The sequence below is a fragment of the Photobacterium angustum genome, from assembly GCF_003026365.1.
Lineage (GTDB): Bacteria > Pseudomonadota > Gammaproteobacteria > Enterobacterales > Vibrionaceae > Photobacterium > Photobacterium angustum.
Genome location: NZ_PYOM01000004.1, coordinates 220,012 through 246,655, shown reverse-complemented (window position 1 = coordinate 246,655; position 26,644 = coordinate 220,012). Strand labels below are relative to the sequence as shown.

19 protein-coding genes are annotated in these 26,644 nt (G+C 37.1%); 8 read left to right on the top strand and 11 right to left on the bottom strand.

Annotated features, from left to right (window positions below; translation table 11 throughout):
• Positions 1–39 precede the first annotated feature (39 nt).
• From CTN01_RS06055 to CTN01_RS06040, 4 genes are all read right to left on the bottom strand, one after another.
• Complete coding sequence (locus tag CTN01_RS06055; RefSeq protein WP_045150588.1) at positions 40–324, bottom strand: hypothetical protein; 285 nt, start codon at positions 322–324, stop codon at positions 40–42.
• 244 nt (positions 325–568) lie between these two features.
• Positions 569–4,966: a M36 family metallopeptidase gene (locus CTN01_RS06050; RefSeq protein ID WP_045150587.1), complete on the bottom strand. Its 4,398-nt coding sequence runs from the start codon at positions 4,964–4,966 to the stop codon at positions 569–571.
• A 403-nt stretch (positions 4,967–5,369) separates the two neighbouring features.
• On the bottom strand, positions 5,370–7,670 hold the full coding sequence (locus CTN01_RS06045; RefSeq protein WP_045150586.1) for a patatin-like phospholipase family protein: 2,301 nt from the start codon (positions 7,668–7,670) through the stop codon (positions 5,370–5,372).
• 168 nt (positions 7,671–7,838) lie between these two features.
• On the bottom strand, positions 7,839–9,839 hold the full coding sequence (locus CTN01_RS06040; RefSeq protein ID WP_045150585.1) for a replication initiator protein RctB domain-containing protein: 2,001 nt from the start codon (positions 9,837–9,839) through the stop codon (positions 7,839–7,841).
• 1,359 nt (positions 9,840–11,198) lie between these two features.
• On the opposite strand from CTN01_RS06040, the gene CTN01_RS06035 reads away from it, so the two are divergent.
• The 3 genes from CTN01_RS06035 (at position 11,199) to CTN01_RS06025 (ending at position 15,589) form a co-directional block, all read left to right on the top strand.
• Entirely contained in the window at positions 11,199–12,413 is a 1,215-nt protein-coding gene (locus tag CTN01_RS06035) for an AAA family ATPase (RefSeq protein WP_045085008.1), read from the top strand.
• A gap of 7 nt (positions 12,414–12,420) precedes the next feature.
• Complete coding sequence (locus CTN01_RS06030; RefSeq protein ID WP_045085007.1) at positions 12,421–13,395, top strand: ParB/RepB/Spo0J family partition protein; 975 nt, start codon at positions 12,421–12,423, stop codon at positions 13,393–13,395.
• 100 nt (positions 13,396–13,495) lie between these two features.
• Positions 13,496–15,589: a tRNA(Met) cytidine acetyltransferase TmcA gene (locus CTN01_RS06025; protein ID WP_045150584.1), complete on the top strand. Its 2,094-nt coding sequence runs from the start codon at positions 13,496–13,498 to the stop codon at positions 15,587–15,589.
• 925 nt (positions 15,590–16,514) lie between these two features.
• On the opposite strand, the gene CTN01_RS06020 is transcribed toward CTN01_RS06025, so the two are convergent.
• Complete coding sequence (locus CTN01_RS06020) at positions 16,515–18,467, bottom strand: bifunctional diguanylate cyclase/phosphodiesterase (protein ID WP_244156136.1); 1,953 nt, start codon at positions 18,465–18,467, stop codon at positions 16,515–16,517.
• 269 nt (positions 18,468–18,736) lie between these two features.
• Here CTN01_RS06020 and pdxH point away from each other — a divergent pair, with 269 nt between their 5' ends.
• Positions 18,737–19,372, top strand: coding sequence for a pyridoxamine 5'-phosphate oxidase (gene pdxH, locus CTN01_RS06015; protein ID WP_005366714.1), 636 nt, complete (start codon positions 18,737–18,739; stop codon positions 19,370–19,372).
• A gap of 41 nt (positions 19,373–19,413) precedes the next feature.
• On the opposite strand, the gene CTN01_RS06010 is transcribed toward pdxH, so the two are convergent.
• On the bottom strand, positions 19,414–20,130 hold the full coding sequence (locus CTN01_RS06010; protein WP_045128222.1) for a helix-turn-helix transcriptional regulator: 717 nt from the start codon (positions 20,128–20,130) through the stop codon (positions 19,414–19,416).
• A 373-nt stretch (positions 20,131–20,503) separates the two neighbouring features.
• Positions 20,504–20,935: a PNPOx family protein gene (locus tag CTN01_RS06005; protein WP_045150536.1), complete on the bottom strand. Its 432-nt coding sequence runs from the start codon at positions 20,933–20,935 to the stop codon at positions 20,504–20,506.
• A gap of 557 nt (positions 20,936–21,492) precedes the next feature.
• Here CTN01_RS06005 and CTN01_RS06000 point away from each other — a divergent pair.
• On the top strand, positions 21,493–21,981 hold the full coding sequence (locus CTN01_RS06000; protein ID WP_045150535.1) for a hypothetical protein: 489 nt from the start codon (positions 21,493–21,495) through the stop codon (positions 21,979–21,981).
• A gap of 112 nt (positions 21,982–22,093) precedes the next feature.
• Positions 22,094–23,359, top strand: coding sequence for a tetratricopeptide repeat protein (locus tag CTN01_RS05995; protein ID WP_052666735.1), 1,266 nt, complete (start codon positions 22,094–22,096; stop codon positions 23,357–23,359).
• 57 nt (positions 23,360–23,416) lie between these two features.
• Here CTN01_RS05995 and CTN01_RS05990 read toward each other — a convergent pair whose 3' ends face one another.
• The 3 genes from CTN01_RS05990 to CTN01_RS05980 all read right to left on the bottom strand — a co-directional run bounded on the left by CTN01_RS05990 (position 23,417) and on the right by CTN01_RS05980 (position 24,690).
• The gene (locus CTN01_RS05990) at positions 23,417–23,782 is read right to left on the bottom strand and encodes a putative hemolysin (protein WP_005366706.1); all 366 of its coding nucleotides are present in this window, start codon (positions 23,780–23,782) and stop codon (positions 23,417–23,419) included.
• A 31-nt stretch (positions 23,783–23,813) separates the two neighbouring features.
• Entirely contained in the window at positions 23,814–24,077 is a 264-nt protein-coding gene (locus CTN01_RS05985) for a putative hemolysin (RefSeq protein WP_045083176.1), read from the bottom strand.
• Positions 24,078–24,318: 241 nt separating this feature from the next.
• Positions 24,319–24,690, bottom strand: coding sequence for a DUF333 domain-containing protein (locus tag CTN01_RS05980; RefSeq protein ID WP_244156135.1), 372 nt, complete (start codon positions 24,688–24,690; stop codon positions 24,319–24,321).
• Positions 24,691–24,883: 193 nt separating this feature from the next.
• On the opposite strand from CTN01_RS05980, the gene CTN01_RS22735 reads away from it, so the two are divergent.
• Positions 24,884–25,057 (top strand): hypothetical protein, encoded by a 174-nt coding sequence (locus tag CTN01_RS22735; RefSeq protein WP_155395465.1) that lies wholly within the window; start codon positions 24,884–24,886, stop codon positions 25,055–25,057.
• Between the two features lie 138 nt (positions 25,058–25,195).
• On the opposite strand, the gene CTN01_RS05975 is transcribed toward CTN01_RS22735, so the two are convergent.
• Positions 25,196–25,651, bottom strand: coding sequence for a hypothetical protein (locus CTN01_RS05975; protein WP_045150534.1), 456 nt, complete (start codon positions 25,649–25,651; stop codon positions 25,196–25,198).
• Positions 25,652–25,727: 76 nt separating this feature from the next.
• Between CTN01_RS05975 and CTN01_RS05970 the strand changes: the two genes are divergently transcribed.
• Positions 25,728–26,390 carry a CatB-related O-acetyltransferase gene (locus tag CTN01_RS05970; RefSeq protein WP_045150533.1) on the top strand — a complete coding sequence of 221 codons (663 nt, stop codon included), beginning with the start codon at positions 25,728–25,730 and terminating at the stop codon, positions 26,388–26,390.
• Positions 26,391–26,644: the final 254 nt, after the last annotated feature.

Here is a 26,644-nt window from a genome sequence, read left to right as displayed (position 1 = left end):
TATATTGTTACTGCTAGCATCCGTATTACTGATATTAAATTACTTACGACTCCAACGAGCAAATAGAATTTTACAACTTAAAAGAGTAAATACACTGCATTTACCATTGTGGATATAATCAGATTGAAATTCAGCTGTGGCATTATTCGCTAAATTTTTCACATATTGCTTGTTATCAACGATTACGATTTTAGTAAAACCACGCGAATACGGTGAGACATCGTACTTTAAAAATTGTAGTGCGCGATGTGGATCTCGCGTTGTGGTTATAATATCGGGGTAATGAGAAAGTCCATGCGTTATTTTCAATTTAAAAAATGCCATCACACGTTGTCCATAACTTGAATTTTCGCGATGGTATTAAGATACGATTGACACAGCAAGCATTCCCCTTTCGCTATTTATTCACTGTTACAGTTAATTACTATCTGCTCGTCATTAGACATGTTTTGATACAGCTATTTGGATAATGTAAGAGGAACGATAGATGCTAATAGTAAACATACGGTTTAACCAATAAAAAAAGCCCCGCTAAATCGCGAGGCTTAAATGTATCACTTAATAATAATTAATGACGTGATTGATCAAGTGGATAAGCATCATTAACATCAAGAACTTGATCATCATCATCATCATCATCTTGGATATCAGGTTTCTGATCGTTATCCGTATCTGTTAAGTAAGTTCGCGTAATAATTTCATACGATACACCACCAATTTCTTCATTACTCCCCGTCGCTGTTGTACCTAACTGCATCACATCAAGATGGTAAAGTGCACTTTCTTTATCTGTGATAGGCATAGGATCTGCGCTAAAGCGTAATTGAACATTCGCTTCATTGGTATTACCTGTTGGAGTTTGTAAATCACGAATAATCAATGGTAATTGCGTGATCTCTTGCCATTCATCTTTTCCTGTAAACTCTAATAGATTAATCGCTAATCTACCGCCATCATTAAGGAAGCGTTGCTGCTCATCATGACCTATTTGTAAAACAATCTGTTGGTTATTAGTCTCGATCGCTCTAGCAATAAACGATATTTTTTGCTGCTGATTAATCAATAAATCAACCACATTCATGTTTCGCCATGCAATATTATTGTTTTGACGAGTATTATAATTAATGCTTGAAGTTTCAGGGAAACTCATTGGATCTTGTGGATTAATTAAACGCGCGACTAAGCAATAATGGCCTGTTGATGGTGGCTCCCATGCTACTGTCGCTTCTACATCAGCACCAACAGGTAGACTACTAATAGTATCTGTACCGAGTAATGTCCAATCCGCAGGCCACGTTAATCCAGTAGAAGCATGTGCCCAATAGACTTCAACAGTTGTATTAAAGGCTGTTGCTGCACCACGATTTTTTACATTTACGTAAATTTCATTTTTCTGGCCAAATTCAGGATTTTGGTGGGGGCCTGGGCTACCTGTAACGACGCGATTCCAAATTGCTTTACTACGCCACATTGATTTTCCAACCATATTGGCATCAGGCTCATCTCCTGTATCAGGTGCTGGACCAAAATAATCAAAGTGGGTATCTTCAACCCAAACATCAGCGGTTTCATCACATGAACTTGGAATACCAAAACCATTGGTGACGTTTAAGCTATTACTGCTTGGCGATATTGCATCAACACCCAAGCCAAAATCGGCAAAAGTACGCCAGATTAAACACACATCTTCGCCTGAATAGTTATCGATAGCAGCTTGGATAATACCGTCACGTGTATCAATAAAGCTTGGTGAACAAATGGTATTTTTCAGTCCTTCAGTAAAATACAACATGGCACGTTGGTTACCACTCCCTCCTAATGAGTTATACAAGTTAATATCAAAGCCATGTTCATCAACTAATGCCCAGTACACTTCCCATGCTGCTTGTGCCCATACAGAACCGACGCCATGAGGCACTGACATACCTGAGGTTATACTTTCATAAGTATAATTATTAATCGTTGAATCAGTACTGTAACGTTGTGGACGAATACCAGCCCCCGAGGTTGGCTGACCTAATACATAGGTCCCCATCGCACGAGGATCGGCTCCCGTGAGTCCTGCAGGTTGAGTCAACATTAAGGCATAAAGATCACTGATCCCTTCTGATGGTCGTTGGTAATTACTTAAACAATTTACATTGGCAGGACCACCAACTAAACGATTAGAAATACCGTGAGCATACTCATGGACAATAATCGCATTATCAAAATCACCGTCACGCTGTGGAGTGGTATATGACCATAGGTACATTTGCATTCTAGGGCGTGTACCATCAGCAGGCGTCCAAAAGTTAGCATTATTCATTCCCCCGCCATCTTGCGCTTCGGCTTTAACATCATCGCCACCAGCACCGGGGGCTCCATATTGATTGACTTGGAAATTCCCTGATGCTTGATCAAAGCCATATAGATAGGTGATATCGTGAATAATGTTATTCCAATGAAATAAGTTGGCTACAGCCGCATCGCTGTTATCTTGTGGTGGTAGAGTAAAATCAAGTGGGAAGACACAACTTATGCCCGCCAAACAATCTGGCTCGACTCCTGTTGGTGAACCTGAATTATTTGAATCGTTATACGCATGAACATTGTTACCTCGCATGATGGTATATTCATTGCCAATGGTGGCATTTATATCATGCCATCCCCATGGTGAACCGGGACTTGCCGCCGGATTAACTTCAATTTGGCGAGCGTTAACAGGTGTTGCATGATTAGGTGATTCGACTGGGTATTGGAACACTTCATAGCTGTGCTCATCAACCTGATCAAAGTAAGCGAGAAGTTCGCCACTATTGGCATCAACCAACATTTGATAGACATGACGTTGATCATGAGTAAAGAGTAAGAAAGACCATGCCAAACGTAGTTCATCATTTTTAACCGGTATGTAAACTAATTTAGCGTCAATAGGCTCTCTTGAAGCACTGGATGCATTAACTTTTGTTGCTTGATCATCTGCACTAAGATCTTCATTTTCAATGGTTGGCTGGTGGCGAACCTTGATCCCTACTTTTTCAGCTGCATTAATGATCGCTTGCTTAATCGTAATGGTGGGTGCTTGCTTACTTAAGATCACTTGATCAATATGTGGTGAGAACGTGTTATTCACACTTAAGATACGGCCATCACGATTCACATTAACTTGTAGCAAAGCGTTGAATACTTCACGCCCATGAATCTTTTGTTGTAAGTAAAAACGCTTCGCACCTGTCGCTGCTGTTTCGTAAACTTGTTGCTCTACATTAGCAATATCAGTAGGTGATAAATGTAATAATCGTCGATTATCTTCAAGAAAATCCATCACCACTTGCTCTGTGGTTTTACTTGGATCTGCATCAGTCAAATAGCCTGTCTGATTATAAAGAACTCGCGCTACACCTGTACGTTTCTCATAATCAATTTTAACTGGTGGTATTCTAACCATCATGTCATTAGCAAGGTTTATTTGCTCAGTACTGGGTGGAATATTGACACTTTCTGTCAAAGATACTCGCGTATCATAATTTCTTGGCTCAACCGCATCAGCTGGTGGTGATTCAGGCAGCATCAAATATAAGTCAACATTATTGATACTCAAAGGCGTGGCATTAACAACTTTTTCAGCGACATAACCAATCGCTTTAGCCTTGATATCATGCTCCCCTACTGATGTATTGAATACAACCGCCCCTTCACTGGTAAACGGATCTTCTCCGGTTACTCCAATAGGGCTAGTTGCATCATTTACAAACACTTGAGCATCTTTCACTGGATTACCGTTGACATCGTAAACATTCACTACAAAATGCGCATTAAGCGCTGTTACAACGTCTACCGTCGTATCATTGAATGTAACTTGGCAACCTAATGTTTTATCATTATGTTCTAAATGGAAGCTTTCAGATGTGCAACTCGCAAATGCGATAGTCGGATTATCCGCGATATCGAAAAATTTTAATGTTAAAAATAACCCATGGGTCTGTGTTTGAGCAAAATTCAAATTCACCGGCAGCGTTGCAATGTAACTATCAGGCGCGTTGGGATCTTGGGTAAATATCACTTGATCATCAAACACTATCATATTATTAGGATCTAACAACTTAAGCTCAGTATTAAGATCTGATAATTGCTGAACATGAGTAATGATCGAGTTAGGAATTTTAACCGTTATATCAGTGGTGTCTCCTTGCTCATTAAATGTAATAACAGTGACCCCCATCAATGGAACCACATCATAATTAACAACAGCAGTATTTTGATCAATATTTAATACTTGGTTAGGTATATCTAAATGCCCCACTTTTTCGGTGTCATTATAGAAATTAATATCAACTGAATAGCTACCATATTGGATATTAAAAAAAAGATCAGATTGCGCTGAGTTTTTATTGATTAAAAACTTCATTTCTTGATTATTATCAAGCCCAATACCGACAATGGGGGTTCCTAAACCTAATAAATTTAATTCGTTAGGATCGACTTTGAAAAAGAGCTTAGCCATTTCAGGATTAATAGAGACGTCAAAATCAAGTTTTCCTAAAACAGGGGTTAAATTCATCGCAACAGGAGAGTTACCATCGATAATATCGATGTTCGCTTCACCATGATATTTTTGTCCATCATGCTCAATATCAAGCACAAAATCATAATTCCCCGGTGTTAAACCTATCGTGGTTTCCGAGGTCACAGAGAAAGTACCAAGATCTAAATAAGCTTTCCAATCAAACTGCTCTACTGTATTTGTTGCTGTATTGGTTGCCTGTAAAAGACCTTCTAACAAAATAGGCGTCGTGGTATTTTTTCCGACACTACCACCGTTTGCGACAGGTAATGCCATCCGAAATGCACTAAATTCAGGCGTAAAATCTACCGATACCGTATCACTAGGCTGCTCCGTTGTTTGTGGATCACCGCCGCCTCCACCACAGCTAACAATGCTCATAAGCATTGCTAACCAGATAAATATTCGAACTACTTTCATGGTTAGCCTCTATTTCATCTCAATTACTTTGCTGAATACAAATTAACTTTGTGATTATAGAAACGGTTTAATTTTTATTTGTCTTGTTTAAAAGAAAGAAAATATTTAATAAATAAATGCTATTTAATATTTTTAAATAGGATAAATTTCACAAGTAATTAAAAATAATCTTAGTTAAAAAAAAAGCGAGCAAAATGCTCGCAAAAGTAATATTCAATACAAAAATGATTATTATTCAAGATCCTTCCTAAATAAATAATCCTCAGTATGATAAGACAAAGGTTATATCAGTAACTATTTTGCCATATACTTAGATACATTTGTCATAGCTATGTAAATACACAACATATTCATAAGTAAAATAAGCAAAGTTAGGTAAATTTACCTAACCTTACTTTATTAGTTACCACGAAGAGCCAAGAGAAAGGTAGAATGAATCATTGCCATCTTCTGCGAGACCATAACTCAAGTAAACAGGGCCAATAATAGAGTCAACAGCAACATAAACACTGCCAGCAGTTATTGCACTCCCCCAAGACATATCAGAAGATTTATTCCAGACACCGCCATACTCTATGGATCCCCCTAAATAGACAGGGAGCTTAAACGCGCCAAAGTTGTTATCAAGGACACGATAACGGTAAATAATACTACCAAAGGCACTATAACGGCCGTTTAACTCATAACGGTGATAACCAGATAAATTAAATAATCCCCCTAAATCCTGGGCGAAAACCGGTAGCATTTCGTCTGAATCAGATCCTGCCGTTTTAGCGTTTAACACCAAGGTATGTCGATCATATGTAAACGGTTTTTTGATTGAGAAATTATAAGAAATGGTTTCGCCATTTACTTCGTCATAATTTTTAAATTCACTGGTCGTTTGGTTATAACCCAATCTTGCATTAGCGTATATACCTTTTGAAGGAAAATAAAAACTATCGAGATCATCATAAGTTAAGTTGATATAGGGACCATGTAATAAATAATCCTCTTTATAGCGATTGGAAAGTATCGTGATAGACCCTTTTTGAACATTGTAACCAAGAGTCACTTCTGCCGATGATTTTAAATTCCAACCAACAGCCGCATAACCATTCACATGTCGGTATTCAGTTTCAATATTGTACAGTTCTTCAGTTTTGTCAGAATCGAGGATTGCACTTTCACGCTTGAATTTCCTCACCTCATTGCTTGCAGCAGCACCAACTTCGGTAAAAAACTGTTGTTTATAATCTAATGGGAAATAAAGTTCAGTGTTGATATTTTTCCAACTACCTAACGAGAACTCTGTTAACCACTCTCCCCCTTTATCTGTGAGATCGGTATATAAATATTGAGCGCCAAAAGAGAAGTTTGAACGATTGACGAAATCATCTTCGAACGCCAAGGTAAAGTTTAAATACCCCGGTCCCCATGATTTTTCATTTATGTCCATATCAAGCACGTTCTCGCCGTTTTCTTGCCTAATTTGGTAAGTAATTCGACCATAAACATCTTCACTTTGCAGGCGTTTAACTGCTTGCTCTAATTCTTCATTAGAAATCACTCGACCTGTTTTTAAATCCAACTGAGACAATAAAGTTTTTTCAGGTAAGCGGGTATTATTCTTTATTTTTATCTTATCAATATAATAAGCTGAGGCTACGGTTAATTGGCTTCGACGACTTTGTTTTTCCTTAATATAAGCTCGATAGTCATGCTCTGATAATTGATAACGAAGTAATTTTGGTAGCGAAGCCGTTGCCACTTTTCTTCCCGCTAAATATGCTTTTTTCATTTGATCAAAATCAGCGGCAGTCATAAATGAAACATCAGGCTGAAGATATACATCATCTTCTTCCATTAGACTTTTTTGCAGATCGGTACTTGCATTGGTCATATAAGTCGTTAATTGAGCAACGATATTTAACGCACTATCAAGATCTTTACTTGGCATTAAATTATCACGTAAGTCAACCGCAATAATGGCATCAGCACCAAGCACTTTGGCCACATTGACAGGCATATTATTAACCACACCGCCATCAACCAGCAGTTTCCCCTTTAAGTGAACCGGTTTTAACGCTCCAGGGACGGTCATTGATGCTTGCATTGCTGTCGCTAAATGACCTGAACTTATTATAACCGGTTTCACTTTAGCAATATCGGTAGCCACACTTCGATACGGGATTGCAAGCTGATCAAAAGATTTTAAAGATGGGAGGTTATCAGTAACATCACGTAGAATTTTAGCAAATCCTTGTCCTTGAAATGCTCCTGATCGAGATTTAAATTCGCCATTTATATCGAGACCAATATCAGTATGTAATTGGTACCTATCATTTTGCTGCTTTCTACGTAACGTAAGATCGTTACGACTAGCACGATCGAGATAACCTTCTTCCCATTTAACACCAAAGGTACGACGTTTCACTTCTTTAGCACTTAATCCCATGGCGTACATACCGCCAACATAAGCGCCCATACTGGTGCCTGTTACGATATCAACAGGAATTCGATTTTCTTCTAATACTTCCAATACGCCTATATGGGCTGCCCCTTTTGCACCACCACCGCTAAGAACAAGTCCAATCCGTTCTCGATTAAGTTTGGGACGATCATCTGCACTCGCATACACAGCAAGAGACTGTACACTGAGTGCCATAAATAATACGGTTTTGATTATTCTATGCTTTTTCAACACAATGAAGTTCCCAATCATTTAGCGCCATCACTATGAAAATATTTAAACCAACGAGTTCCTCTCATGATTTAAATATTCACTAAAACTATTCATAACTACATAAAATACACTAAATATTAATTATTCCGTTAATAATATGAAAAAAGAGCGCACAAAAACGCTCTTTTTCTCTCTGACGCAACAGTTTTAAATACCTTTAGCGACATCATCAAGTGCTTTTAAAACTTGCTCATTAATATGGCCTTCATGAACAAGTTGACACACTTTTCGTCTAACAGCTAAACCTGAAATTAAACGTTCAATCGATAAATGACGCTCGTCTTGACGGCTGTTATATAACTCAACGGTACGACTTAAGGTTTCATAACTGACTTTTTCACCAGAAACATATAACCAATCGAGCTTATCTAAGTATCCGTGGCACTCTTCAGTAATAACTGATGATGAATGACCAGTCATTGCAGATAACGCCGTTATGCTTCGCTGGAGCGCTTCTGGTGAGGTATATTTAGATAACACTATAGTTAATTCATCTGCATTAATCTCAACAAGATGCTTACGCAACTTAATACGACGCCCTAACCGACCTTTCGGACGCGGTGCTTTTCGCTGAATCGGTTCAAACTCACCATCAATAATTGCGGATAATTGTTCCAGTTCTTGCTTTGGCATGATCTCATTACGTAGCGGGTTTGGCATTGTTGGTGCCATCGTACGCTTACCTTCATTGGTCGTTTTAGCACGTGAATAACGGATCACTTCATCGGCATCACATTTAATATCAATACGATAATCTGTGTAACGTTTATCAGGTTCTTCAGCACTGATCGTTAAATGGTATCCCCATAAATTCACGGCAAAGATCGTTTCCGTTACTTTTCCTTCAGCTAACTTTTTCAATTCTCGAATAAGATCAGAAGAAAAACGTCGCCATTCAATATTTCTAGCAAGCTTTTGATTTAAATCACTTAAAAGCATGGAATCATTGACACGACGAGACATGCGACTACGGAAAAAAGTATACAACTGAAACACAAGCGTATGCTGGCGTAAAATTTCAGGAGGAAACAAGAAAAAGTAATCACGTGTTAATAGTTCATCAAAAAATGAAGGTTCCCACACCAAAATATACAAATTAGGCTTGATCCTGATCTCACCATCTTGCCCTTCTTGAGGCGCTTCTTCTGAAGCCGTGATCGTTCTAGCAATGAAACGAAAACGATCACTCTTAAACCCTTCAGGCATATTTTCGCTCAACCAACGACCTGTGAGTTCATGTAATTGAAAGTCTGTAAATTCAATACGATCAATACTTTCTCGAATAGAATCACGTGCTGGACCACTGTCTTTTTTGCCTCGTAAAGCCAAAATATCAGTGATATAGACAGGCGTCTTATTTGCCATAGATCGCGCTTGAATTTCATAGTCAGCGATATGATGATCGTGATATTGGACCGTTAAGGTAAACAACGCAAACAATGTCATGAGATCATCTACCGTCATGATCGACTTTGATGATCGTGTTTCAATGATCGCTTTCGTACCACTGATCGCAACCATTGATTTTTGATAACTTTTTTTAGTTCTCGGTGGCGCTAACGCCTGATCAATGATCCCTGCCCAGCTGGTTGGGGAAACTACAATTTGATCAGCTTCATCAGGCATACTTGGTGGGGTACCTAAACCGTGTTCAGTCAGTAAACGTCGATTAACATGATTTTGTGCTAATGCTTTTGAACGTTTTTGCTTTTCTTTTTCTTTAAATTGGTCTGACTGTAAACTACCCGTGCCTAATTGAGAGATCAGCAAAGATGGATTGATGAAGTGATGCAACATGGTTTTACCCGCTAAGCCTTCTTCAAATCTTACAGGCTGCTGATTAAATAAACCGACACTCACTGCTGCACGTAAGCGTTGCTGAATTGCTGCTCGCGTTAATTGCCCTTCCGTTGCTTCAACAAGTTCAGTTGTTGATACATAACCATCTTTGCTTGATAAACCACGTAGCGAAATAATATTGAGCAGTTCAATAATACTTTTGGTGACCCCTTTAAAATGTTGATACTGGGGAAGCCAATCCACAAGATTTGAATGGATCAAAAATAAATGACCATCTTTGTGCGATCTAGGGGCTTCGATCAATATTTTTTCAATTGGGGCATTTTCACTATTACGAGGTTGTTTCATTTATCATTGACCGTAGATCCATCATCTTTCCGCAAAGATTAATAGAAAAAGATCAATAAATAAAGTTTTTTATTTAAAGATTTTTAATACTGATCTTTATGATTAATTCTGATCTATTTGATTAACTGATCTAATGATCTGGTTTTATTTTACAGCGTAACATTTTGTTTTAAAAGAAAATAAAATAGTAGTATTACGGAACAATGATCATAGTTTTATCGGAAGTGTGATCAACAGTCAATCGAAAACATGATCATCATAACATTGGAAGCATGATCATTTGCATTCTGAAACGATGATCAACACTCAATTGAAAGCATGATCATAATAGATTCAATGTTTGTTAACAGAGTTATCCACAGCAATCCTTTCTTTGTATTGATTGATCCTTAATTCCACGGTGCAAAGGTCATTTATTTAGGTATTTTTACTAGGAACAATGATCATGTGAGTGTCATTCGAGTCTTTTTGTTTAAATTATATTCACTTTTTAAATTATGATACACAGTGATTACCGTAACCATAGCGATTAATCCATATTACTTTGATTCGGAATGTTACCAAAGAAGTGCTTATTTTATCGTTTTATATTCGGAAAAATGATCAAGTAAACGAATCTGCATTTCAAGTATTTGGCCATTTCATTCAATATTGGCCTTTTAGCCTTGTTCTAAGGTGAATATTGTTAGCTAAAGCCTTATTGAATCTACACTCACAGTAATTTATCTCCTTTCTATCATGCTTCCGTAATTATGGTTGTAAATCGCTATTCTCCCCCCTTTTTACCTTGATCATTTTTCCTGACAATATGATCTAATATCGTCTAGAAGTCCTGATTTAATTGTTTGTTAGAACGCTTGATCATCGTTTCATGATCGACGTTATTTTCTCGGAACGATGATCAAGATTTTGTTCATTCATTTTAGCCTTTTTGGTTATGCGATCAGCCTTTATCTGCTATTTATTAATTATTTTAATGAAATGGCTATGAAATTGATTGATTTCATCATACTGTTAGATCTTATGGTTATTTGTTCAATTTTAAGATGATCTGAAATTGAAATAACATCTCCCGTAACTTAGCTTGTCTTTATCATGCTTCTGTAAATACCCTGCTAAAATCAATTTACATTGTAAAGTTGTGACGCTGTAACACTTTAAATCTGTATCTTATTTCGGGTAGTAAATCACATTGTGAACGTAAAATAATGTTCAAATAATGGTCTTATATCTGCTTTTATCAAAAATAAAGCTTTTTGACTTTAGATTGATGTCACACTGATTGTTCAGCCTTTTATTGTTATCTTTTGTGTTTGCTGTACAATATTGCTCAGTCTATCATCATGGCGAAGAGTGATAATGAATAGGGAACAGACGATCCAAAACTTGCTCAACATTGCAGAGCAAACAAAACAAGTACAAGCGGACCGAATTGAGATTGTTTTAGAAGAGCGTCGTGAGGAGTTATTCCCTCCGATGTCTAAAGCTTTAATGGAAACACGCTCAGGGTTAACAAGACGTAAACTTGATGATGCTATTTCTCGTATGGAGGCTGATGGCCATCAATTTACAAAAAATAATGCTAATCACTACTCTATTACTTTAGAGGAAGCCCATAAGTTGATGAAAGCGGCAAAAAAGCCGGCTTTTCATGAAAGAGAAGGTGCTGGCCGTAAACCTTGGGTTGTTAATGTTCAGAACCAGAAAGGTGGTACGGGTAAATCAATGACAGCGGTACATATTGCTGCTTGTTTAGCATTAGATTTAGATAAACGTTATCGTATATGTCTTATCGACCTTGATCCACAGGGGTCATTACGTCTATTTTTAAACCCTCTTATTAGTGTGGGTAAACAAGAAACGATTTATTCTGCTGTTGACGTTATGCTTGATAACGTACCTGATGGCGTTGAAATGGATAAAGATTTCTTAAAAGATAATGTGGTTATGCCAACCCAGTATCCTAACCTTAAAACCATAGCGGCCTTCCCTGAAGATGCGATGTTTAACGCTGATGCATGGCAAGATCTTGCTGTAAATCAAGACCTTGATATTGTTCGTTTACTCAAAGAAAAAGTAATTGATCCAATTGCAGATGAGTTCGACATTATTATGATTGATACGGGTCCACACATCGACCCGCTGGTATGGAATGCAATGTATGCATCTAATGCGTTAATCATTCCTTGTGCTGCAAAACGTCTTGACTGGGCATCTACCGTTAACTTTTTCCAGCATTTACCGACTGTTTACGAGATGTTCCCTGAAGATTGGCATGGCTTAGAGTTTATTCGTTTAATGCCGACAATGTTTGAAGACGATAATAAGAAGCAAGTTTCTGTGTTAACTGAAATGAATTACTTGCTTCGTGATCAAGTTATGATGGCTACTGTGCCACGTAGCCGTGCATTTGAAACTTGTGCTGATACCTATAGTACGGTATTTGACTTAACGGCAGCAGAGTTTGAAGGGGGTAAAAAGACCCTTTCAACCGCTCAAGAGGCTATTCAGCGTGTTGGTTTAGAACTAGAACGCGTTATGCATAGCCACTGGGCAAATCTTAACGAGGAGTAACTAACAGATGGCTATTAAAACAACTGATCTTAATGCTCGTCTGTTTGGTAAAGCGGATAAGCGCCGCGCGACCAATGTAACAGAAGCACAAACAGCTGCACGTGATAAAGCAGCTGTAATAGAATTAGCTGTAGCAGGTGAAGAAACGGTTGCGTTTGAATTAATCAAAATTAATGCCGACGATGTCAGTACTAAAACCACTGTTTTTGCTGAGAATGCACGTGAACAAGCATTTTTAAATGAGCACGCACTTGCTGATATATTATCGACATTGAAAGATCGCGGACAGCAATATCCAGCTGTTGGTCGTTGGTTAGATGATGGTCGTATTGAGGTTTTAGACGGTAGCCGCCGTCGTATGTCTTGTATTTTAGCCCATAAAGATTTCTTAATTTATGTTGCTAAAGGCATTAATACTGAACACGCTAAATTTTTATCTGATGTCGCTAATGCTCATAAACCGCTAAGTTTATTTGAGCGTGGTAAAGAGATGCAACACCTACTTGATAGTGGAAAAGTTGCGGATCAAAAAGAGTTAGCACGTTATTTACAATGCAGTGAAGCCCTAGTAAGTGGTGCTTTAAAAGCGGCAAGTTTACCGATGGAATTGCTGATGGCTTACCCGAGCGTTGGCGAGCTTGGCCGTCCTACTATTGTTAAACTTCACCGTGTGTTTTTTGGCTTAGACGCTGAACAACAGAAAAAAATGATTGAAGAGTTAAGTGCAGAAAATACGGCGCTTTGGAAAACAATCAAAGCACAAGGGATCAGCCGTATTACTCGCGAAGTGACGGTTAAACTTGAAGAAATGGGTGATGCACTTCAGCCAAAAGCTGTAGTTGAAAAACCAAGTTCTCAAGAACTCATTAAAGGTAAAGTAAGTTATACCCGCGATGGTGATAAGCTACAGTTACGTTTGAAAAAAATGAGTGATCGACAAGTTAGTGACATCCTTGATTATTTAAATGATTATTTGAAATAATCAAACCTTATTAAAGCCACGCACTCTAGCGTGGTTTTTTTTCATCTCAATTTTGCTTCACATGTTATGATCTCAACAATCATGTTGTTCAGGTTATTGTATGTTATCACTTCTTCCTACGTTTATTTCTCAGCTTCATACGGACTCACTTGCTGCTAATTGCCGTCGACTTGTTATTGTTGAAGGTGATCTTCGCTGGGCGACTCAGATCTCGCAATTATTTTCTGAACACTATTCAGCGATGCTTTGGGCGGGTGAAGATGCGCCTGAATCAATGCTTCAATGCCTTTTTAAAACAGCGAAAAAGTGGTTGGGACAAGAGACTGAATGTATTGCTATTAACGCTCATCACGGTATTGATGCGAATGTTATTGGTGCGTTGTCTGGCACAATAAAAGGGGGCGGTGTAATGTTATTACTCTTACCTCTTGGTTGGAAAAGTGATGCAAATATTTCTCCATTTATGAAGCGGCTATCATTACTGTGTTCTGATCCGGATGTGATTACTTTATCCCAAGATACTAGTATTCCTGTATTTATACCTTGGATTCATCAGTCACATAATAGTATTGAGTTTACCTCAAGTGCTCCTCGGTTTTGTTTAACACAACAGCAAGAGCATGCAGTAGATGCCATTATTAAGGTCGCTGTTGGTCATAGGAAGCGCCCTTTAGTTTTATCGGCCGATAGAGGGCGAGGTAAATCATCTGCGTTAGGTATTGCTGCAGCAGAGTTAATGCTAACGCGAAAAATGAAAATTGCGGTGACATCTCCTTCTTTTGCTTGTGCATCTACCGTTTTTTCGCATGCACAACAACGCTTGGTTGACGCTGATACCACTAATCCTCATCGATTATTATGCCAAGGAAGTGAGCTGCATTTTATTGCACAAGACGTTATTTGTGATGTTGCTGATAAATATGATTTTATCCTTGTTGATGAAGCAGCAGCTATTCCTGGTGATACTTTGATAGCGTTATTGAATCGACATAATCGTTTAGTTTTTGCCACGACGATTCATGGCTATGAAGGAACTGGGCGTGGTTTTGAAATTAAATTTAAGCAATCTCTCAATAGAAAAATGCCGCAGTGGAAAGCGCTTCATATTGATCAACCCATTCGCTGGCAAGTGAACGATCCATTAGAGCTGTGGGTTTTCAATGCATTACTGCTTAATGCCGAGTACTCAACAATAGAGACATTACCTGCTGCGACAATTTCTTATGAACTCGTAACCAAGTCAGAGCTTGTTGCAAACAAAAATTTATTGTCTCAAATTGTTGGTCTATTAATTCATGCCCACTACCAAACATCTCCCAATGACGTTCAACAACTTCTAGATGATACTACCCAACAGGTACTAATTGCCCGAACGGAACAGCACGTGATTGGTTGCTGCTTGTTAGTCAAAGAGGGTGGGTTTGATGATGATTTAGCGCAAGCGGTTATGCTTGGGCAGCGAAGAATTAAAGGGCATTTATTAGCACAATCTATCGCAGCACATCTCGGTTTAAAAGCGGCAGCGAAACAGTCTTGTTATCGAATATTACGTATTGCTGTTTTACCTACACTTCATCGTCAGAGGATCGGTCAGCAGTTATTATCTTGTGCTGAGAAGTACGCTTTGTCGTGCGGCGTTGACTATATTGGTACAAGTTTTGGCGCTTCTGATGAGCTAGTAAATTTTTGGCATAACGCAGGTTTTACTCCTATTCGTTTAGGTATAAATAAAGATGCGGCGAGTGGTTTGCATTCTTTACTCTGCGTAAAGGTCTTCAATCCTAATTGCTATGACTCCTGGTTCAATGATGCTTCGCTTTTATTTTCTGCGAGTTTTAGTGCTCAAAGAGTTGAACAGTTTCAACAACTAGCGCCTGACTTATTTCTTCGTTTATATAGAAATAAGAAGAGTCATTCAATTGATTATCAACTTCCTGAACCCTTTATTCAGTCTCAACTTAAAGGCTTTTGTTTGGGGGCGTTAGGCTATGATTATGTAGTTGCAAGTATTGAAACAAAGTTATCATCTTATTTACTTAGTGATGATTGTACTAGAAATGAGGAATTGTTTTTTGTCATCGCAAAAGTGATGCAGCGCCAAGCTTGGACTGATGTTATCTCTACTTTCAAATTTACTGGACGAAAACAAGCTGAAAACATTCTTCGTCAATTTGTCAGCGAGAATCTTATCTAGTGTTGGCTTAGATTTGGGAGTACTGTTTACAGTGTAAATTGGATATTAACTTTACACTGTAAATTACCCGTTTATTATTTTCTTACTTCTTACTTCTTACTTCTTACTTCTTACTTCTTACTTCTTACTTCTTACTTCTTACTTCTTACTTCTTACTTCTTGGTGCCTCTACATAACTTTCTCTGGAATTTTTTATTGTCATCGTAGGATGGTGCTTGTTATTTATCAGCGATAAAATTGATTTTATATTTAGTCGCGACTTTATGAATAGATAGCTGATACTTACTTTTTTAATTGAAAGGTTGGATAATAATGTAAGTACTAAACTGTATAATTAGATTTAAACTAATTATCCTTCGTAATTCCATATGCAAGTAGGTGCTTATTTTGATTTACAGTGTAAATATGTAAATTAGATATTTACACTGTAAATAATATGAATGATGGTTAATTGTTTATTATTTATTATTATTTGCTAGATGCTAGATGCTAGATGCTAGATGCTAGATGCTAGATGCTAGATGCTAGATGCTAGATGCTAGATGCTAGATGCTAGATGCTAGATGCTAGATGTGAAAAATGGAAGTGTTGCATTTACACTGTAAATATATAGTGAACCAATATTTAGAGATTTGCTTTAACTAAAAAAAGATATTTTGAAGTGTCTAAAAGTTTTGAAAAAAAGTGGTCAACAATTAAAATATCGATACGTACTTAGTTGAAAGTGCACTTATTTAATCTGTCCAATTCAAGCTTTGATTCGATTGATTAAAATAAGGCAGAACCTTTACCTTGTCTTATTGATATTAAAAACCATGATAGCGGCTGTATCATATGGTGAATCAGTTAGATAATAAATAGACATAAAAAAACCAGTACCTCTGTACTGGTTTTCATGAAAAACAATATTTACAGTGTAAATGAACTACACCGTTTCTAACTGTGTATGTTTTTCAGTAATAAAGCCTTGATAGCCACTTACGAATAAATCAGATAACCGTTCTAACTGTGTTTCTGTTTCAACTCGAGTTGCAATAGCCTTAATATCTAAACTATGTGCGGTTCGGCATATAGAAGATAACACCGTTGATTTTGTCTGGTCATTTAATTGATAAGTATATGCATAGTCGATTTTGACGTAATCAGGATTAATTTCTTTTAAGTAATTTAATGATTGAAAATGACGTCCATAGTTATCTATCCCCACGCCGAAGTGGTAGCGTTTTATAATGCTGCACAACAGGCTTGTTGCATCTGTGTTTCTGATACAACTGATTTCTTGTAATTCAAAAAATAATCGAGAGGCTATCTGAGTATTATTACTCAATAGTTTATCTAACCAACGAGTGAAACTAGGATCGCCAATACTGCTGTTAGTAATGTTAATTGCAAACGGACCTATTGTTCTATCTGCATTTAGTCGGTTAATGATAGTAACGATTACATGTCGATCAAACCAGCTTCCTATCTTCAAATCTTCAATAGCACCTAAAAACTGACCGGCTGAAAAAAAGTGCTTATTTTTTTGTATCGCAGTGAATACTTCATAATGATAAACACTTTTATCTTCTAATGTTGCAGGCTGAAATTTATATTGAAATAAATCTTCATTAATCGCTTGTTCCAGTAATTGTTTCCACTGTTGCTTACCTAAACTGTTATGACTATTAGGATCTTTTATTAAAGCAATAGATTTATGAGGAGTAAGCTTTGCTTGTGTTAATGCGTTATCTAATTGTGTTAATAATTGGCTCGGAGATATTTGTGCTTCGTTATAAACCAAGCCAATATCTGTGGTTGATGGGCTGACTAATTTTGAATTATTAACGATATCATCAAATATTTTAAGCACCATTTTTCCGAGTAACTCTAACTTTTCAGGAGAAAGGTTAGGGATAAGAATGGCAAATTCATCACGAGATAAGCGTGCAATCGTGGTGTAATTATAACTAATCACATCATTTAAACGTGCTGCAATTTGTTTTATAAGTTTATCACCCGCTTGATAGCCTTCCTGTTCATAATAATCACTAATTAAAGTTGTTTGAATTAGTGCTAATCCGCCTTTATGTGATTCATCCAACCAAGAGCTAATTTGGTGGATAAAGAAACTACGATTACCTAATCCAGAGATAGGATCAAGGTAAGCCTGTTCTCGCAGTTTTACTGCTTCGTTTGCTTGGCTTTTAAAATTCACATCTAACTGATAACTAAGCTTATTAAATGCTCTTACAATTGTTTTAATATCTGATTCATCAGGCAATGCTAAAGGTGCTTGATTGAGATTATCTATGTTATACGCACGGGTTGTTAGTTTGCGTAACGATGTGAAATGCTTTTTACTAATGAGATAAATAGCGCAGCCACCAGTAAGCATGAGTAATAAATGAGAAATGAGGGTGTTACTAAATAATTGCCAATATTTTGTATATACCCAGCGGGATGAAGCGCTCAGCTCTAAGATTCCGACATCAAAATCATCATTATTTATTATGCGTTTTTCATGATGCTCTGGAATTTTAATTAATGATTGAAACCATTGTGGAACATTAGTGATATCACGGTTATTATCTATTCGTATCAAAGGTGTTGAATCTGCAAATAACAACGATGCATGGTTATATTGTTGTGGTGGGAACAAATAATTTAGTGTATCAACAAGTTGTACTTCTTGTTGTCGTGAAATTATTAAACTGTCAAGAATTGATAATTTATCCGGTAATGTAGTAAGCGCACGATTTATATCTTCATGAGCTGTCGCTATATGCTGATCACTAATTACATGATAGCCAGTATACAACTGCGTACCTGCAGAAATGCTAAGTACAGAACACATTAGTGTTGTAATACTTATTATTTGTCGTTTAAAGAGTGTCATAGTCTTAGCACCAAGGTAGAGTACTAGCCCAACATAAACAGTAAAAGAGAGATATCTTATGCTGACTAAATCATTGATTTTGTATTAGTCTAATTTATCAAAAGTCGCATCATGCAACTGTACTCTTTGTTATTTATTGTTGAAATTCGATAGATGTGTCTATTTGTTTTTGCAAACAAGACTAATATTCATAAGAAAATAGTGTTTGCTTCCAAAAGGAAGTCACAATATTGTAGAGAATAAATCATTTATACTTTATGGAGATAAAAATGGAATTATCAGATATTCGTAGGGAGTATGCCAAAGGAGGGCTACGACGAGATGATTTACCGAGTGATCCACTAGTCTTATTTGAACGATGGTTAAAGCAAGCAGTAGAGGCACAATTACCGGATCCTACAGCAATGACAGTTGCTACAGTTGATGGATCTGGTCAACCTTTTCAACGTATCGTTTTACTTAAACACTTTGATGAGCATGGTTTTGTTTTTTATACCAATCTAGGTAGTCGTAAAGCTCAACAACTAGCCATTAATAATAAAATCAGCTTACATTTCCCATGGCATATGTTGGAAAGACAAGTACATATTACCGGCCATGTTGAAGCGTTATCAAAGCGTGAAGTGCTAACCTATTTTTCTTCTCGTCCAAAAGAAAGCCAAGTTGCTGCATGGGCGAGTAAGCAAAGCCAACGCTTAACAGCAAGACAAGCATTGGAAGGGAAATATTTTGAATTGAAACAAAAGTTTCTAGCTGGAGAGGTGCCAGTACCTACCTTTTGGGGAGGTTTTCGCGTTAAATTCAATTCGATTGAATTCTGGCAAGGTGGCGAACATCGTTTACATGATCGTTTTTTATATCACGATCATAGTGAAGAATGGACAATTGATCGATTAGCACCATAACAATAAAGAGCAGATAGCTACTCTTTTATTGTATGAGTTATTTAATCTTTTAAAACGATAGATAACTGGGTTTTCAACATACTTTCTGGAATGTTTGAACCATAGCCTAACTCTAATGCCAAATCTAAAAGCTCACCTTTAGAATTGGCATTAAATTTTTCTCGTAATCGCAAAACATAATTCTCAATTGTTTTTACAGAAACACCTAATGTTTTAGCGATATATTGTGGTTTCTTGCCATGCAATAGAAGAAATAACACTTCAGATTCTCGAGTATTTAATCCTATGTCTTCCTTTTTAATGCTGATTCTTAGCATAGAAGAATTTTTTTGCTGTTGAGTTATCCCTATAGCACGGCATAACCAATGTCCAACTTCTAATACAGCTGTGTCTGTTAACTCAATACCTGAAAAAATAGTTCCTATGACTTGATTATTATGATCACGCCATGGTGTTTTGGTAAAAAGGTGAGCGCGCCATTTACCATCATGATATGGATGAATATCAAGAACACGAATGGTTCTCTCTGTTTCTATTACAATTTGATCTTGTTCAACATACTTATCTGCGTAATCTGTTGTTGTCATAGGCATTTGATAATCGGTTTTACCTATACAATCTAAATGATTATCAAATCCAACCATTCTTCCATATTCAGGATTTACATAAACGAATGTTGAATTTATATCTTTACAGCCCCAGCAACCGGGCAACTGATCAAAAATTTGGGGTGAAAATGAGGCGTTTTTATTATTCATATATTGCCTAAAAATACAGTCAGCGAAGACATTTTAATCACTTTATCGTATTTGTAAATATATAGGTAATAAGATGCTTATATATTAGGCAGAAATATAAAAAAAGCCGGCCATTAAGGCCGGCAAAACAAGAATTGGCTCTAGGAGCATAATTCTGTACGACGTGTAGAAGAGATAATCAGAAAAACGAAGTGAGGGTACATTATCGTTTTCTCTGATTTATCCTTTTGGATAATGCTCGTTTTCTAGATGAAATCACCTCAAATAACGAACAAGTGTAACTATAACTAAGCTTCTATTAACAAAATAGGGGGGAAATCACCTATTGACAAAAATCTAACTATAATAACTATCTTCTAACGATATGACATATTTAAATCTGATGTCTTTGCCAGTTAAGTTTAAACCCAAATTTGATACGATTATCTGTCATTTTTAATTCATCTAATTCTATCTGCCAGATTGAAGATGGCAGATTTTTCGCAATGGGAAATTTTGCATAATAAAGCGCTAATGCTTGTTGTTCATTGCTGGAGTCGATTAAATTAATCTGACCAGAAAACTGTATACCTTGAATATCACTAACGTCACTTGGTTCGGGCGCGATAGTACCTGCAATGCGGTGGTTCTTTAGCATCAAGCTTCCATGACGTGTCTCTGGAGAAGTCATGACATACAACACCATGTTGTCACTATCGAAAACATAGTAGCAGTTAGCACTCCAAATATTATCGTTAAAACTAGCGCATAATGTCAGTAAATGGTGTTCAGCAATAAAGTGTTGAATATGCTTTAATTCGTTCATATTAGTGCCTCTATTGTTTTATTTAGTTAATGATTACCCTACTTCTTTGATAGAACAATATACACAACAGTCTTTTTCGTTCCATAGATGATTTAACTCTTTGTTTTTATAACGGAACGATGATCATGTGAGCTGAGTTAACGGTCAGTGTCAAATGGACTGGAAAGATGATCAAGGATGATCTTGTGAGTAAATCAGACAAAAATAAGTGAAATCAGCGACTTTTCCTATACCTATTTTTGAATATGAATTCAGTGAACTTTGAGATCTGTGGAAGCATGATCATGGAATAGTCCGACATAGATCATTTGTATTTAACGGCACTGTAATTCAAGAAAGAATAAATTCATCCAAGGATCTATTAGTTGATCCGTGTAGGTGAAACCTGTCGTGATCCTAAGATTATTCTTAAATGCGAACGATATATCTCATAAATGAGATCACTCAATAATGTTAATTAAATATACTCAACGTGGCTGAGTGTATTTTCATAATAAAAATAAAATGAAAGAGAATAGCTTTAACTTATTGATTTATAGTCTTGGTGGTTTTTTATTATGCGACGTATTATAAGAGTGATTGCTGCTTTATTTATATTTTCAAATATACTCATTTCGTATCTTCCTCTCGCTTATTCTGCCGAAGATAGTAGTGTTACTGAAAATATATCGAGTCATCCCTCTGAGAGCGGTCAATTAACATTGACGAAAACGGTGCAAAATATCACCCAAAATACACCAGTAAGTAAAAATAGTACGGTAGCAAATCCAGGGGATATTTTAGAATACCGTATCCAATTTACGAATACTGGCGTTGGCGATATTTTAGATATGGTACTGCATTATAGCACGCCAGAATTTACCAGTGCTCAGCAAGCTGTCACTTGTGATGCATTATTACTCCCTTCTTCATTGAGCTGTAAAATAGCAACACCTAATGGCACTAATAGTGTCGGCTATAAAGGCGATATTCTTTGGTCTTTAGAGGGCGCGCTCTCTGGCGGTGAATCAGGTTTAGTGGTGTATCGAGTAAAAATAAACAATTGAAGTGCTTGTCTATATCGCAATACTGGCAATGAAAATACTGGAACAATGATCAAGGTCTAATGCTTATAGACATTAGCTTTAGTTTATCGTGCCTTAGCCGATAATCACTCATATGCGTCCGCGACTTGAGTTAGTGATTATGTTTGATGTTACTTGGCTGTTTATTATTCCTATTATCGTTTTAGGCTGGTTGATTTCACGTTACTTTGTTACCAGAAATATGCAGCAGCAAGAGAAGCAGCAGCAAATACTGAAAGACATTAAATATAAACAAGTGTTAGAGAAGGCCAAACAGGCTGAACGAGAAGAAAAAATTTATAAAGCCAGTACAGGGCATATACCGAGTCAGTTATCTTTAGCAAAAGAATGTGAAGTGACGAATCCTGTTGCGGCAATTGAATGGTACGAAAAAGCGGCGGCGCAAGATAATGAAATGGCGCAATATGCCTTGGCACGTCTGTATCGTCGAGATCCCCTAGATCAACAAGCAATGCTAAAAGCCAATTACTGGCAAGCGTTTATTGATGTAAAGCAAAAATCACCTGAATCATTGTTTCATTTTGGCTTGTTACTGATCCAAGGTAAAGGGGTCGAAACTGATCCTACTTCGGGTATTGATTATATTCAGCAAGCAGCAATTGAAGGTTTTCTTCCTGCCTTACTGTTTCTTTCTGATTGGTATGTAGTTGAAGAAACCGATCATTACTTACCAGAACAAGCCTTTTATTGGCGGATACAAGCAGCCAAACACAATGATCTTGATGGTTTAATGAAAACGGCATTTTGCTATAAAGCTGGGTTAGGTGTTGCAAGGGATGTGGAGCGTGTCAAATACTGGTTAGAGCGAGCAGCGGAACATAATCATCCCGAAGCACAATATTTTGTTGGTAAAATGCATTTAGGTGAATGTGCAAATAATGCCGCGATTGCTTATATTTGGTTTTCAATGGCATATGCTGGCGGTTATAAAAAAGCAAGAGTAGCAAGAGATGAAGCAGCTCCTCTCATTGGTATTGAATCTATCCTAAATGTTCAAAATATAGCGAAGGAAGTCTATAAAGTATTAAAGAAACAGCCAGTTATTCCTCATTCAATTATTTCTTTATTAGACGATTGCTATGGTCGAAAAGGGTATCGTCCAACTCTCGCTGATATTGAATTACTGGGTGAGACTCAAGATCACATGAGTGATGATCAAGAAATATCAATAAAGGAAGATATAGCAATATCGATGACAGAGCCTAACACTATAGAAACGGATAACACAGAGGAAAAGCTTGCAACGAAACAGGATGATTGGACGACATCATGGGGATCATCATCGTCAGATATAATGATTCAAACAACACCGGTAGCTAACGATGAATTAACTAAGTAAAACGAAAACAGCCCAAACCATGTTGAGCTGTCTTTCTTTAATATTATGAATCAAATATTAATAAACTTTTGGGTGCTTATGGTGATGCTTTTTGCAGGTGCCATTGTAAAAGGATTTTAAGCTACACTGTGTGCCTTGTTTATTAAAGTGGCACTTGTTACCAATAGCGGTACCTTTGTGTTTTACGCAATAGTTTACCCATTTTTGCTTCTTGTCTTGTTTATGCTGTGAACACTTGCCTTCTTTATAAGCCCACTCGTCACACATTTGACCGCTAGGTAGACGGCAGTAACCTTGACCATCAACAATAACTGATTGACCACCATGGTGTTCACAATAGATAGAAGCGGGATTACCATGTGGACCGCCAGCACAAGCGGTCGCTGAAATTAATAATCCAATCAGTAATAAAAACTTTTTCATGTTAATTTTCTCTTTTTAATAATGACTGAAATTAGTACAAAATTGGTTTGTCAGCAGCAGGTTTGCACTCACCGCGTAGATATTCCCATCCATCACATTGGCTACCGTTCTTGAAATGACAGACGCCAGCTTGGCTACCATCTTGATTCGTTGTGATTTGATAATTGCCACCATGTTCAACACAGTATGTTGCTGCAGGATTTGCCATGTTTGCAGTTGGTTGAGTCGGTAGTGTTTTACAACCAACCAATGAGGCTGAAGCAATAAGAGAAAGTAGCAATACTGTCTTTTTCATAATCTAATCCTTATTTTAACGATGGCATCGTTTTGCATATCTATTCACGTGATGAATGGTTCGGCCGTATTGTGCATTTAAAACACTGTTCGAATGTCAGCGGAATGACAAAACATGACTATCAGTAAGGTTAAAGGAATGGGAAAATAAGAGGGGAACTGTTTGAATATAATAATACAGCTTAACACTTGTTAAGCTGTATTTTTAAAAAGTGATCAATCAGGGGGAAGAGATTAATCACTTAGTAAACGCGATTACCTTTTTTACGGTTACACTTGTGATTGTAGAAGTCTTCTAGATTACATGTTGTATTCCATTTTGCGAACTTACATACATCACCTGTAGCAAATCCACCTTTTTTAACACAGTGGTCGACTAATTTTTGTTTATGTGTTTTACCTGAAGGCTTACATTGGCCTTTCATAAATGCATATTCTTCACATGAGCTACCGTCGTTAAAGACACAGTAACCTTTTTCACCATCGCCACCCATTGGAGTACGAATATCAACATGACCGCCATGTTGAACACAGAAATCTGATGCTGGGTTACCAAACGCAAAAACAGAGCCTGAAAGCAGTAAACCAACAACAAGTAGTAATTTTTTCATCATTAACCTTCCGATATTAATAATAGAGCGATTGGACAATCAATTATTGTGTTGAACCGTAAACGATGGAGCATCAACCCCAGTTTTACAGTTACCACGCTGGAATGCCCGTGCGTCACATTGGCTTCCGTCCATGTTTTAAATAAGTAAGCATTGACCGTCATTATCAACACAATACGTTGCTGCAGGGTTTGCCATGTTTGCATTTGAGCGAATAGGTAATGATTTACAGCCAACAAATGCTGTTGCAGTAAGTAGAGAAAGTAAGAGTACTTTCTTTTCAAAATCTAAACCTAAACCTCGTCAAACAATAGCCTCGTTTAATAGCGAGTATTCAGCAGCTGAATGTGTTTTATTCATTGTTAATTAAAAACATTGTTCAAATGTCAGGGGAATGAAAGGTCTGGTTATCTGGCTGTGAAAAAAGTATATAGCTTGAAAGGAATTATTTATTTATCAGTAGTTTATTAGAGCAAGGGGGGAGGTGAATCTTGCTCTAATAAAATAATTAGGCGTATTTATTCATAAATGTTGTCAATATATCAAGGGCGCAGTTATCCCCTCGTTGCTCTGCCAGCAAATAATCATAAATCGCATTTTCATGATCAGCGACTAACGTAAATAAATAGCGATGTTCTGTGGCTTCATCAGCCTGTTGTTGGTAGCGCTGCTGATAGGGAGCAACCCATGGCACCATAGTATCGACTAACTCTTGCCAAGGTAATGCAAGCCATTTGTTAGCATCTGCAAGACCTTTATTTTCCATCTCTTGATCGTAATCGGGGCAAGGGTGTCCTAACGCTTCCAGTCCATCTTTTAAACATTTAGCTGTTAGTTCTTCAACCTTTATTAATGTTTGCCATTTGTTGTTATGGCTATCGTCACTATACTTTTCAGCAAAGGTCTTGAAAAAAACAATGCCATAAAGTTCACCTAAATAAGCGTTATAGAGTTGAGCAATCATTGTGGTTATATCCCAAAAGGTTAATGCATCATTAATAATACGCTTTTTACACCAATAAACACAAAGAAGGTTTGATATGGAATCCTCTATTTTTCCCTCTTGGTTAGGAGGGTATGAAATTAACCGCTATATCACTAATCCTAATATTAAAGTTGGAGATTACAGTTATTATTCTGGCTATTACCATCAGCACCATTTTGAAGATCAATGTGTTCATTATCTACTTGGTGATAAATCCACGATTGAAGTTTGGCAGTCAGGTCTGTTTGGTGATGTCGATCAATTAATTATTGGTCGTTATTGCTCTATTGCCACAGGAGTCGTGTTTATGTTGTCGGGTAATCAAGGACACCGACATGATTGGATCTCGACATTCCCATTTGATTTCCAGGAATTTGGAGATGGCGTCAAAACAGGGATCCAAAGAGCGGGCGATACGGTTGTTGGTAACGATGTTTGGTTCGGTGCTGAATGCGTTATTTTACCTGGAGTAAAAATAGCTGATGGTGCCGTGATAGGTACTCGTGCCGTTGTAACGAAAGATGTTGAACCCTATTCTGTTGTGGTGGGTAACCCATCGCGATGTGTTAAAAAACGATTTACTGAGCAGCAGATTGCTTTGTTGCTAGAGATGCAGTGGTGGAACTGGCCAAAGTCTGCATTAAAAGCAGCAATGCCGTTGATGTGTAGTACTCAAGTAGATGAGCTCTATCAATATTATTTAGATTATATAAAATAATTCTGTAAGACTTAAAATTAATTTTAATTATTTTATAAAAGTATTCGTTTTCCGACATACTCCCTTCCTGTATGCCTTTTTGTTATTAATTTCAGTCTAAGTTGAAAATATTACATTGATTTACAATTATTCAATGCTGAAAATTCATATTTTATGGTTAACTCTACTGTAAATGATCAACTAAATTTGAAATTTAGATGAATTTCTATGCTTGAAAAATCGATTTTTAGTTAAAAAATTGATCTGAACCAGTG